The 11,757-nt window shown below is 35.4% G+C and carries 13 protein-coding genes; 10 read left to right on the top strand and 3 right to left on the bottom strand.

From position 1 onward, the window contains the following. Nucleotides 1-60 precede the first annotated feature (60 nt). From LAV82_RS18610 to LAV82_RS18580, 7 genes are all read left to right on the top strand, one after another. A complete protein-coding gene (locus tag LAV82_RS18610; RefSeq protein WP_013057022.1) occupies nucleotides 61-273 on the top strand; it encodes a hypothetical protein in 213 nt (70 codons plus the stop codon). Between the two features lie 260 nt (nucleotides 274-533). Continuing rightward, nucleotides 534-674 carry a YjcZ family sporulation protein gene (locus tag LAV82_RS18605; protein ID WP_013057023.1) on the top strand — a complete coding sequence of 47 codons (141 nt, stop codon included), beginning with the start codon at nucleotides 534-536 and terminating at the stop codon, nucleotides 672-674. Between the two features lie 509 nt (nucleotides 675-1,183). Next, nucleotides 1,184-2,872, top strand: a complete 1,689-nt coding sequence (locus LAV82_RS18600; protein ID WP_499716689.1) for a M4 family metallopeptidase — start codon at nucleotides 1,184-1,186, stop codon at nucleotides 2,870-2,872. 307 nt (nucleotides 2,873-3,179) lie between these two features. After that, nucleotides 3,180-3,920 (top strand): metallophosphoesterase family protein, encoded by a 741-nt coding sequence (locus LAV82_RS18595; protein ID WP_013057025.1) that lies wholly within the window; start codon nucleotides 3,180-3,182, stop codon nucleotides 3,918-3,920. Between the two features lie 276 nt (nucleotides 3,921-4,196). Further along, entirely contained in the window at nucleotides 4,197-4,865 is a 669-nt protein-coding gene (fsa, locus tag LAV82_RS18590; protein WP_499716839.1) for a fructose-6-phosphate aldolase, read from the top strand. Nucleotides 4,866-5,029: 164 nt separating this feature from the next. Further along, nucleotides 5,030-5,239: a spore germination protein gene (locus tag LAV82_RS18585; protein ID WP_013057027.1), complete on the top strand. Its 210-nt coding sequence runs from the start codon at nucleotides 5,030-5,032 to the stop codon at nucleotides 5,237-5,239. A gap of 128 nt (nucleotides 5,240-5,367) precedes the next feature. Then, nucleotides 5,368-5,655: a hypothetical protein gene (locus LAV82_RS18580; protein WP_029321736.1), complete on the top strand. Its 288-nt coding sequence runs from the start codon at nucleotides 5,368-5,370 to the stop codon at nucleotides 5,653-5,655. A gap of 30 nt (nucleotides 5,656-5,685) precedes the next feature. Here the strand turns inward: LAV82_RS18580 and LAV82_RS18575 are convergent, their stop codons facing one another. From LAV82_RS18575 to LAV82_RS18565, 3 genes are all read right to left on the bottom strand, one after another. Further along, the gene (locus LAV82_RS18575) at nucleotides 5,686-6,357 is read right to left on the bottom strand and encodes an NAD(P)H-dependent oxidoreductase (RefSeq protein ID WP_211080087.1); all 672 of its coding nucleotides are present in this window, start codon (nucleotides 6,355-6,357) and stop codon (nucleotides 5,686-5,688) included. 301 nt (nucleotides 6,358-6,658) lie between these two features. Next, entirely contained in the window at nucleotides 6,659-6,799 is a 141-nt protein-coding gene (sspL, locus tag LAV82_RS18570; protein ID WP_013057030.1) for a small, acid-soluble spore protein L, read from the bottom strand. Nucleotides 6,800-6,971: 172 nt separating this feature from the next. Then, a complete protein-coding gene (locus tag LAV82_RS18565; RefSeq protein WP_013057031.1) occupies nucleotides 6,972-7,742 on the bottom strand; it encodes an SDR family NAD(P)-dependent oxidoreductase in 771 nt (256 codons plus the stop codon). Between the two features lie 195 nt (nucleotides 7,743-7,937). On the opposite strand from LAV82_RS18565, the gene LAV82_RS18560 reads away from it, so the two are divergent. The 3 genes from LAV82_RS18560 (at nucleotide 7,938) to LAV82_RS18550 (ending at nucleotide 11,754) form a co-directional block, all read left to right on the top strand. Further along, the gene (locus tag LAV82_RS18560) at nucleotides 7,938-9,545 is read left to right on the top strand and encodes an ATP-binding protein (RefSeq protein WP_499716688.1); all 1,608 of its coding nucleotides are present in this window, start codon (nucleotides 7,938-7,940) and stop codon (nucleotides 9,543-9,545) included. Further along, nucleotides 9,542-10,249 carry a response regulator gene (locus LAV82_RS18555; protein ID WP_499716687.1) on the top strand — a complete coding sequence of 236 codons (708 nt, stop codon included), beginning with the start codon at nucleotides 9,542-9,544 and terminating at the stop codon, nucleotides 10,247-10,249. The genes LAV82_RS18560 and LAV82_RS18555 overlap by 4 nt, the downstream gene beginning before the upstream one ends. A gap of 197 nt (nucleotides 10,250-10,446) precedes the next feature. Next, entirely contained in the window at nucleotides 10,447-11,754 is a 1,308-nt protein-coding gene (locus tag LAV82_RS18550; protein WP_499716686.1) for a CitMHS family transporter, read from the top strand. Nucleotides 11,755-11,757 lie beyond the last annotated feature (3 nt).

The following is an 11,757-nucleotide window of genomic DNA, read 5'->3' as shown; positions in this document are numbered from 1 at the left end:
TTGCAACAAGTTGTTTAGTAAAGTTATAATATTCTATGTTGAAGTAAAATAAGCAAAGGAGTGGTTACGATTAAACAGAAAAAGTGGATTAACATATTTCGTATTCTGTATATTATTTTTGCTATTATTGCGATTGGAGCATCTTTTGGAGACTATTCTTTTGGGCTTAATAATCCCCGCATAGTCAGTTTAACGGCTCTCATTTTGGCGGTTATCTGTATTGTTCCGTATTACATACTTCGCTTTAAAGAACAAGCTTCTAAAAGTAAATAAGTTAATATTTGTTATCTTAAAAGAGGCTGGGACAAAAGTATTTTAGTTGAAGGAAGATCCGAACGATTCATCGTTCGGATTTTTTTATTTTTATGGTGAACATGGGTTTAATTTAGCTGGTTGTTTCTAGCGGTTGATTGCAGTAATTTCGTTATGTCTCAATCTCTTTTTTATCGTAATAAAAGGGCGATAAATGGGCTAGCATTTTTCCTAGCCTGTACATATGCTATAGAGTAAACAGGCTACGGAGGTGAAGTCAAATGGGATTTTGTAACTGGGGTTACGGCGGTGGTTATGGCTACGGCGGTTACGGCGGCTACGGTAATTACGGTGGCGGTTTTGCATTAATCGTTGTACTATTTGTTTTATTAGTTATCGTTGGTTGTACATGTTTCAAATAAAAAAAGCACGAATCTGCAAAGAATTTAGTAGATTCGTGCTTTTTTATATGGATAAAACCTTAGTACTATAATGAAATAATGTCGTGAACATACATAAAAAACATATAAAAAATTTAATTAATAGATTAAAAAAATAAAAAATGAATAGGAACAGTAGATTTAAGTCTTAAAAATGGGCTAGAATTTATAATTTTCCTTATAAGTAATTTTTGTAAAATGCTTCAGAGAGTTGATAGTAAGAGCCAATAGCACTAACTAGGCTACTAGTTTTTATCACCTGCCCAGAAGAATTATTTCACTTGTATGAAAATCAACATAAATGATTTTCATATAGTTTAAATAGGTAAAAAAGACTTATTGTAAAGATTTATTTTTAATTTTCATAATAATAGGAATATTGAAATAATATATAGACGTAGTAATTTTTAGTTGCTATAATGTTGCTAATTATCACAATTAACAGAAAAATTGCGGTAATTAAATTTACTAGGGATAGGGAGAAAAAAACTATGAAAAAGAAAAAACAGGCTTTAAAGGTATTATTATCAGTTGGTATTCTTTCTTCATCATTTGCTTTTGCACATACGAGCAGTGCCGCGCCAAATAATGTACTTTCAACTGAAAAGTACAACAAAGAAATTAAATCTCCTGAGTATATTTCTGGGAAGCTCTCAGGCCCATCATCACAGAAAGCTCAAGACGTCGTATTTCACTATATGAATAAAAATAAAGACAAATATAAATTAGGAAACGAAAATGCCCAAAACTCGTTTAAAGTAACAGAAGTAGTGAAAGATCCCGTTGAACAAGCAACCGTTGTACGCTTGCAGCAGGTATACAATAATATTCCTGTATGGGGATCTACTCAATTAGCACACGTAGCGAAAGATGGAACCTTAAAAGTTGTATCAGGTACAGTAGCTCCTGATTTAGATAAAAAGGAAAAGCTAAAAGGGCAGAAGCAAGTTGACAGCAAAAAGGCGATTCAAGCAGCTGAAAAAGATTTAGGCTTTAAACCGACGTATGAAAAATCCCCTTCATCTGAACTGTATGTTTATCAAAATGGTTCAGACACAACGTATGCTTATGTAGTAAATTTAAATTTCTTAAGCCCTGAACCAGGCAACTATTATTACTTTGTTGATGCTATTAACGGTAAAGTGCTAGATAAGTACAATACGATTGATTCCGTAGCTGGTCCAAAAGCCGACGTGAAGCAAGCGGCAAAGCCGGCAGCGAAACCTGTAACAGGCACAAATGCTATTGGCTCAGGTAAAGGAGTGCTTGGAGATACTAAATCCTTAAAGACAACGTTATCTAGTTCTACTTACTACTTACAAGATAATACAAGAGGCGCCACAATCTATACGTACGATGCAAAAAATCGTACATCTCTTCCGGGTACTCTATGGGCAGATACCGATAATACGTACAATGCAACCCGCGATGCAGCTGCAGTAGATGCTCACTATTATGCAGGTGTGACATATGATTATTATAAAAACAAATTTAACCGCAACTCCTATGACAATGCAGGAGCTCCGCTAAAATCGACTGTTCATTATAGCAGCGGCTACAATAATGCGTTTTGGAATGGCTCTCAAATGGTATATGGAGATGGAGATGGATATACTTTTGTTCCGTTATCAGGAGGATTAGACGTTATCGGACATGAATTGACGCATGCGGTCACAGAAAGAAGTTCTAATTTAATCTATCAATATGAATCAGGTGCATTAAACGAAGCAATTTCCGATATTTTCGGAACATTGGTAGAATACTATGACAACCGCAATCCAGATTGGGAAATCGGAGAAGATATTTATACGCCTGGAACAAGCGGTGATGCCCTTCGTTCAATGAGCAACCCAGCAAAATATGGAGATCCGGATCATTATTCAAAGCGCTATACAGGTTCTAGTGACAACGGCGGGGTTCATACAAACAGCGGTATTATCAACAAAGCAGCCTACTTGCTAGCTAACGGAGGAACGCATTACGGGGTTACTGTAACAGGCATCGGCGGCGATAAGCTAGGAAAAATTTATTACCGTGCCAATACGCTATACTTCACTCAGTCTACAACGTTTAGCCAAGCGCGTGCAGGTTTAGTACAAGCTGCTGCTGATTTATACGGTTCAGGCTCTCAAGAAGTAATTTCAGTAGGCAAGTCATTTGACGCAGTTGGTGTTCAATAAGTTATAAACCAAAAGTCGCAAGATAAATGAGGTATCTTACGACTTCCTATATTACCTTACTACCAATAAAGGAGTACTCGTATAAATATATTACAGTACTCCTTTATTTTATGTTAATAAATAAGAAAGACAGATTTCTTCTTGATCTATAAAAATCCACTTCTTATTCCTCCCTTTTATGTCCGTTCGGATTATACCATTGTTTGTTAAATGAAGAGGACCCGTTTTAGTAAACGGTCTTATTATAAAATGTTATAATAAAGAAAAGAATTGAATACATACATATGAAAAAGGAGTGGAGGAATCAATGGACAAAATTGCTGTTATTTCAGATATCCACGGAAATCTTCCTGCATTAGAAGCAGTTTTAGCTGACATACAACAACGAGATATCCATCGTATCATTTGTCTAGGTGATTTAGTAGGAAAAGGACCGGATTCAAGTAAAACGATTGATATAATAAAAGAAAAGTGCGAAGTAACAGTAATGGGAAACTGGGATGACTTTATTACAAAGCCTGCGGAATTTGAAGCGTTAAAATGGCATCAAAAGAAGTTAAGTTCAACCCAAGAGGCATACTTAAAGGAACTTCCTTTTTCCGTTGAGTTTATGATGAGCGGAAAATTAATTAGAATGTTTCACGCTTCACCTAGAAGTCTTTATGATCGAATTCAACCCTGGGATTCACTTGAAAAGCGCCTTAGTCTATTTGCTAATACGGAATATACGGAAAATATAAAAGGATCAAGAGAGCCGGATGTTATCTGTTACGGAGATGTACATAATGCATTTATTCAACATATTAAAGGGAAAACGCTATGTAATGTAGGAAGTGTAGGAAATCCGCTTGATTTACCGCAAGCTTCTTATCTTATCTTAGAAGGAAACGATCAAGACGAAAGCCCTTCAGCATTTTCTATTCAATTTGTGCGTATTCCATACGATATTGAAAAAGCAATAGAATTGGCGAGATCTGTAGAGATGCCGGATTTTGAACCCTACGTTCAAGAATTAAAAACAGCTCGCTATAGAGGACTAAAAAATTAAGAATAGAATGTATCTCAACCTTCAGCATAAATGCTGAAGGTTTTTTAGTGGGGTATATGAGGGGTTTTTCAACATCATTATTATGATACATGCAAATAAAAGTTATTCCGATGAATTTAAGGGAGGGAAAACTTGGAGAAAAACATACAGCATTTGAAAGGAAATAAATTTTATTTTATGAAGACAATATGAAGAGGGCAATTCCATTTGAACATAAAATCATGCAAAAACGCCCCTGAAAAGTTGTTTTTAACATAACGAGTGGAGGAATACATGATGAAATTTTTTATTGATACAGCTAACCTGGAAGATATTAAAAAAGCTTATAAAATTGGGGTATTATCAGGTGTTACCACAAACCCTTCCCTAGTAGCTAAAGAAGGCGTAAAGTTTGAAGATCGCATCGAAGAAATTTTAAAAACCGTCCCGGAAGTAGAATCCGTTTCAGCAGAAGTCACGCCCGACACAGTAACAGCAGATGACATGATTGCTCAAGCAGAAGAGCTTATAAAAATTAATGGAGGAGACAAAAATATAACGATTAAACTTCCTATGACCATTGCTGGATTGGAAGCAACCCGTTATCTAGCTAAAAAAGGCGTAAAAACAAACGTAACGTTAATTTTTACAGTGAATCAAGCGCTTCTAGCAGCGCGTGCCGGTGCCACATACGTATCGCCATTTTTAGGACGCTTAGACGATATTTCAGAAGACGGTGTTTATCTGGTATCTCGAATTGCAGAGCTATTTCGAATTCAGCACATTGACTCACAAATTATAGCAGCGTCAGTCAGACACCCAGATCACGTCACGCGAGTAGCTCTTGCTGGGGCTCATATTGCTACAATTCCGTATGCCGTAATTGAACAATTAGTAAAACACCCGTTAACAGAACAAGGAATTGAAAAATTTACGTCAGACTGGGAAAAAGCTGTAAAAAGTTAAATTCACTTAAGGAGAAGACATCATTTTAGTGTCTTCTCTGCTTAAAGGGTATACGAAGATTCTTTTTTTCTATTTTGCAGCAAACAACTTATCATTAATAGGCGAACATCCTATACATATATGCAGAGAAGACATACGTTAATAGAAACGAAAGAGGTGTTAAAATGGGCTGTATTATTAACATTGAGAATATCGTGACTAACGGGTTAAAAGACAATTCGAATGTAAGCGTAGGCTGTGTTGTACAAAATAGTCACACGGCAAATACAAAATCGGTAGGAGCTTGTTTTTCGTTTGGAAACGGCTCTCCTGCTATTGCCTCTATGACAAACAGTAATATCGACTTTTGCAAAGGTGAAGAAAATAAAGAGTAACAATCTTGAAAACAATTCCAGAAAGAGTATTTCTGGAATTGTTTTTTGGTAAGTGATAGAGTTTTGTTAACAAGTTGTTTTGGCTTTTAAAAGAAAAACATTCATGAGGGAGGGGTTTGAGCGGTGCTATGAGCATTATTTCTATTATTCCTTATACATACGTTGAAAGAAAAATAAAACGAACACAAAAGGTGACGATTCAGCATTCAAAAGACATGTGCTTATATACTGATAATATTCAAACAGAGAATGATTGCTTTCACATTAACAGCATATTTGACATCTCTTACAAATGCGTTTCAAAAGAAAGCGGCTTTTTATACTTACATACAAATCAAGGGATGTTCGCTTATACCATACACACCGATCCTGCTGCCTTTATAGCAGCATATAAAGATATAAAAAAGAAGGGGTGACATTGCTGTCAGCCCTTCTTTTTTTTGTTACTATTTTAGCCACTGTACAACTTGATCCATACTTCTTCTCGTTTTTCCACGTTTAGGTTCATGAATTCGGTAGCCGAACGCAACCATAACGGAAATATCAAACTTACCGTCTTCTAGTAATCCTTCTTCTTTTAGAATTTCATGTACTTGGTCATAGTTAAATCCTTCAATCGGACAAGAATCAATACCAATTTGAGCAGCTGATGTCATCATATTAGCTAGTGCAATATAAGATTGTTTGCTAGCCCAATCAAAAAGCGCTCGCTTGCTTTCGAACAAGTGAAAATCATTTTCTTGGAAATCTTTATAACGAGGCATTAATGTCTCTAATACATCATCGGGCATTTCTTTTACGTTTTTCTGAAGATCCAATACATATTCAGAGTCATATCTTGCGTCTGTGCGAGAAAGAATAATAACAAAATGACTGGCTGTAGGAATTTGACCTTGTGCTCCCCAAGAAACAGCTTTTAATTTTTCTTTTAAATCTTTATTTTCAACGACTAAAAACTTCCACGGCTCATAACCTACTGAGCTTGGAGATAAGCGCCCTGTTTCTAAAATGAATTGGAAATCTTCATCGGAAATTTTCTTCGTTGGATCAAACTCTTTTGTAGCATGACGAAAGTTAAATGCGTCTAAAATTTCTTGTTTCTTATCTGTATTGTTCATGTGTAAACAACCTTTCTGTAAAAATATTTAGTGATGAACTGTTCAGAGTAAGCTATACCCTGTATAGCTTACAATTAACAGCCAGTTAACATACAATTTGTCATAAAATCCGTTTGCAGATTTATCATAAATTATATAAACCATTCTAACAAGTACGCACATTTTTGTTGTATAGTATACTTTTTTATACTATTGATCCAATTTTATAAGAAGCAGAAAGGAGGAAACGATCTGGGGAGTTTGTTTTTGAAAAAATAGTTAAGAGGGAGAAAAAGGAGAAGAGTACTCTTCTCCTTTTTAATTAAATTTTGGTATTTGATTTTTTCGCTTTGTTTTCAAGTTCACTTTTCGGTTCTGTTGAAAATTCAACATCTTTTCCGTGTCCTTGAGGGTTAACACCAGGAGCTACTTGACCGCGGTTAGCAGATTTTTTTGTACCCATTTTTGTCACCTCCGTTCGGTTAGTATGTGCAAAAAAGTGAAACAAAAATCAAGAAGTAAAGCGTGGAAAGATAAATAGGAAAAGATTATCTTTAAGCATCTTCCTTACATAAACAAGATAGTTACTCATTTAAACGGCCATAAAAAAACACCCTTGGAAGGGTGTTTTTTGTTTAAGAATCTGAGCTTGTCGCTCTGTCTGCGTATGGATAGATAGGATCTTTTAATTGAAATTTGTAAGTCACTCCATCTACAAGTCCTACCGTTTTATTGCTATCATAAAGATCCAGCATAAAAGCAGCCATTTCTTTTGACGTATGAAACTTAGGTACTCGTCCTTCGTATTCAAAATCACTCATATCCATCGAACGCTGTGCAAATTCTGTTTCAGTAGCCGCCGGAGCTAGAACTTTAGCCTGCATTTTTGCTCCTCTCCCTTTTAATTCTTGAGAAAGACCTTCTGTAAATGCACTTACGTAGAATTTTGTTGCGCAATAAGTGACTGCATCAGCAACAATGGTGTAGCCGCCTCCAGAAGAGACATTAATAAGCTGGGTACCTGCAACGTTTTCATAATCTCTTACAAATAGAGAAGAAAGAATGGTTAAGGCTTCGATATTTAAATGAAGCATTGTTTCAATTTTAGTTAATTTTTGTTCACCGACAGAAGCAAAGTTTCCGAATCCAGCATTGTTAATCCAAGTTTCTAATTCATACTCTTTGAGTGACTCATAAAACGTATGAGCATTTTCTGCCACGGATAAATCAACCGACTGGACAATAACATTTACATCTTGGTTCAGTTCTTCAATTTTTCTTTTTAACTCTTCTAGCTTGTCCTCTCTACGTGCAGCCAATATAAGATTTTTTCCACGTGCTGCAAAAGCTAAAGCTGTTTCATATCCAATTCCTGAACTTGCGCCAGTGATTACTGTATATTTCATGTTGATTCCTCCATTTTCGATGTTTTCGAATTGATTATAATTGTTAAAGTATACTTTAAGTCAAGCGTTTATTCGATTTATTTTTCCCTTTAGAAGTATGTTTATAAACATTTGAAGTTGGGTGCTAAACTTTTTTGCTTTTATGCTACACTTGAAACAACAGCCGAAATTTCATTTCATTAAAAGGAGGAATGTATGCGTTTTCCAAATGTAAATAGAAGACCTAGCTTACTTGCCCAAATTACATTACTTATTACGGTAGTTATTCTTGTGAGTACCGTCCTTGTATGCATTTTATTTTCTGCAATGATAGATGAAATTGTTGAAAAATATGTAGGTAAGCAAGCTATGACAGTAGCAAAATTAGCTTCTGAAGACAAAATGATTGTAAAAGCTTTTAAGAATAAAAATCCTTCTGAGCAGATCCAACCTGCTGCAGAAAAAATAAGAAAAACCACTGGGGCAGATTACGTCACCATCGCTAATGATAAAGGAATCCGCTATTCTCATCCCAATAGTAGCTATATTGGAAAACATACCAAAACAAGCAACGAAGCTTCTTTAAAGGAGCATCACTCCATTATTTATAAAGGAAAAGGAATTTCAGGCTTTGCAATTAAAGCCAAAACCCCCATATGGGATAGCCGAGGAAACGTAATAGGCGTTTCCTCGGTAGGGTTTCTTGTAAGCAATATAGAAAAACAGATTAATGATTATAGAATAAAAATTATTAAATTGTCCTGTATTCCTTTTCTTATTGGAGCATTTGGAGCTTTTTTTATTGCAAGGCGGGTAAAAAGACTAATATTTGGACTGGAACCGGAGGAGATTTCCTTTCTTTTTAAAGAAAAAGAGGCTACCCTTGAATCTATTCGAGATGCTACTGTTACTGTAAATGTTGAAAAATATGTAACGTCGATGAACAGAAGGGCTAGAGAACTATTTGGTCATCTTCAAATAGGAGGAGAGATAAAGAACGCCCGTTTAGGACAGCTAATTGATCAAGCGATAGAAAAGCAGCGGGTGTATTCTAACCAGTCCCTTGTACTAGATGGTCAGCAGTATATTTTAGATTTATCTCCTATTGTAAGAAAAAAAGAAGTGCAGGGTATCGTCCTTACTATAAGAACTTTATCTCAAATTGAAGAATTGACAGAAGAGATTTCTAAAATTAAAATGTTTTCTGATAATTTACGTGCTCAAAATCACGAATTTTTAAATAAGCTGAACGTGATTTATGGATTGTTAAAGTTAAAGAAGTATGAGCATGTCATGCAAATGATTTCATCAGAGGTAAAGGAACGCCAAGATATTATTTCTTTTTTAATGTCTTCTGTAAAGGATCCTTTGATTGCGGCATGCTTACTTGGAAAGATCAATCGTTCGAAAGAATTAGACGTTACTTTAGAAATTGACCAAGATAGTAACTTAACAAGTACTTTAGATATCGAAGACGCAAAAAACGTTGTTTCTATCTTGGGGAATTTAATTGATAATGCGCTCGAAGCTGTGCGAGAACATAAAGGGAACGTGCTGGTATCTTTTACAGATGTAGGAAATGACCTGATTTTTGAAGTTGAAGACAATGGACAAGGGATATCAAAAGAAGTAGAAAATATGATTTTTATAGATGGTTACACAACGAAAAAAGGTGAAAATCACGGAATTGGATTGACTATTGTTAAAAGATCTGTAGAGCTGCTTAAAGGTGAACTATACATAAGCAAAAGTATGTTACAAGGGGCAAGATTCACATTAGTTATCCCAAAGCTATTAAATAATGAAAAGGAAGAATCGATATGACTGAAAATCAAATTAATGTGATGATTATAGAAGATGATTCTACAGCTGCACAAATTTATGAACAGTTTACTAAGAAACTAGAGCATTTCACTGTTGTTGCGACAGCAGGATCTGGAGAACAGGCTTTAGAATTACTAACAATATTTACGCCGCAATTAATTTTATTAGACGTCTTTTTACCAGATATCAACGGAGTGGAACTGCTATGGGAAATCAGAAAGAAGTATCGAGGAATTGATATTATTTTAATAACGGCAGCCAATGATGTTGAAACAGTAGGGGAAGCAATAAGAGGAGGAGCATTTGGTTATTTGGTGAAACCTGTAATTATTGATAAATTTTTATCTACTTTAAAACATTATCAGTCTACGAGAATAGAATTAACCGAAAATAAAATGATTAACCAAGACAAAATAGACCGTTTATTTAGAACACATCATAACCGCCACACTCAATCAGCAGCTGCAGTAACAGAACTTCCTAAGGGGATTGATAAACATACTCTTCGTTTAGTAAGAGATAAAGTTCGCGAAGTTCAGCAGAGCTTGAATGTAGATGAGTTTGCTCAACTAGTAGGTATCAGTTATTCAACAATGAGAAGGTATTTAGAGTATTTAGTATCTTGTAAAGAAATGCAGGTGGAAATAGTGTATGGAAGTGTAGGGAGGCCTGAGCGGAAATACCGAGTAACTAATTTTGCATAAAAACGAGATAGCGGTTCTTTGTCCGCTATCTCGTTTTTATGTAAAAATGATGCATGAAAAAAATGAAAAGAATTACTTTTATAAAAGATATTAAACTTATGGTGGTTATCTATGAACCTGGTTTAACAAGTGATACCTTTTTAGTAACGTGTAGCAAACAAAAATGAAAACGTTATCAAAAAGGAGGAAAAATATCCGTGCTTTCTTTATTAGGATTTTTAATGGTTGCAGTATTCATGTATTTAATTATGTCAAAACGACTTACCCCCATGGTTGCTCTTATCATTATTCCAATTATATTTGGTTTAATAGGTGGTTTTGCTAGTGGAATGGGGCCTATGATGCTAGAGGGTGTAAAAGATATCGCTCCTACAGCTATTATGATTTTATTTGCTATTTTATATTTTGGATTAATGATTGATTCAGGATTGTTTGACCCTCTCGTTTCATTCATTTTAAAGGTTGTAAAAGGAGATCCTCTAAAAATCGTCGTCGGAACTGCTGTTCTTTCAATGATGGTTGCTTTAGATGGCGATGGAACTACTACCTATATGATAACGGTCTCTTCTTTGCTTCCATTATATAAACGCCTAGAAATGAATCCGCTTATCCTAGCAGGAGTTGCGATGCTATCTATGGGAGTTATGAATATGACTCCGTGGGGAGGTGCTTCTGCTATGGCTATGAGTTCATTAAATTTAGATTCGTCTCAGTTGTTTTTGCCTTTAATACCTGTAATGGGTTTTGGGCTTCTATGGGTGCTGTTTGTTTCTGTTGTTCTTGGAAGAAGGGAAAGAAAAAGGTTAGGAGTTATCAATATTAAACATTCTGCAAATGAAATTGCACATGCACATGAATTAGAGGGAACAGCGCAACATTCAGACTATCGACGCCCTAAGTTAGTATGGTTTAATTTTCTCCTTACCGTTAGTCTTATGGTGTGCTTAATTATGGACTTTACGTCGCTGATGCTTTTGTTCATGGTAGCGTTTGCTATTGCATTATTAATAAATTATCCAAACATCAAAGATCAACAGCAGCGAATTTCATCTCATGCAAATAATGCGGTAGCCGTCGTTTCAATTGTTATTGCAGCAGGTATTTTTACAGGAATTATGTCTGGAACAAAGATGATTGATGCTATGGCAAATACACTTGTAGGAATAATCCCAGATGCAATGGGCCCTTTTTTACCAGTTGTAGTAGCATTTTTAAGTGCTCCTTTTACATTTTTTATGTCTAATAATGCCTTTTATTTTGGCGTATTGCCGATTATTGCTCAAGCTGCCGAAAGTTATGGCATTAGCGCAGCTGAAATTGGAAGAGCTGCTATCTTAGGGCAACCTGTTCACGTGATAAGTCCCTTGGTAGCAGCAGCTCACTTATTAATTGGAATGGTAGGAATTGAATTTAGTGATTTGCAACGCTTTTTAATTAAGTGGGCACTAGGAACTACGGCAGTGATGACAATAGCTGCATTAATTTTAGGCGTTATTTCTATTTGATAA

The organism is Bacillus sp. ILBB4 (assembly GCF_035064545.1).
Taxonomy (GTDB): Bacteria; Bacillota; Bacilli; order Bacillales; family Bacillaceae_H; genus Priestia.
Note: the sequence above shows the minus strand (reverse complement) of the source record. Positions and strands in the feature narration are given on the sequence as shown.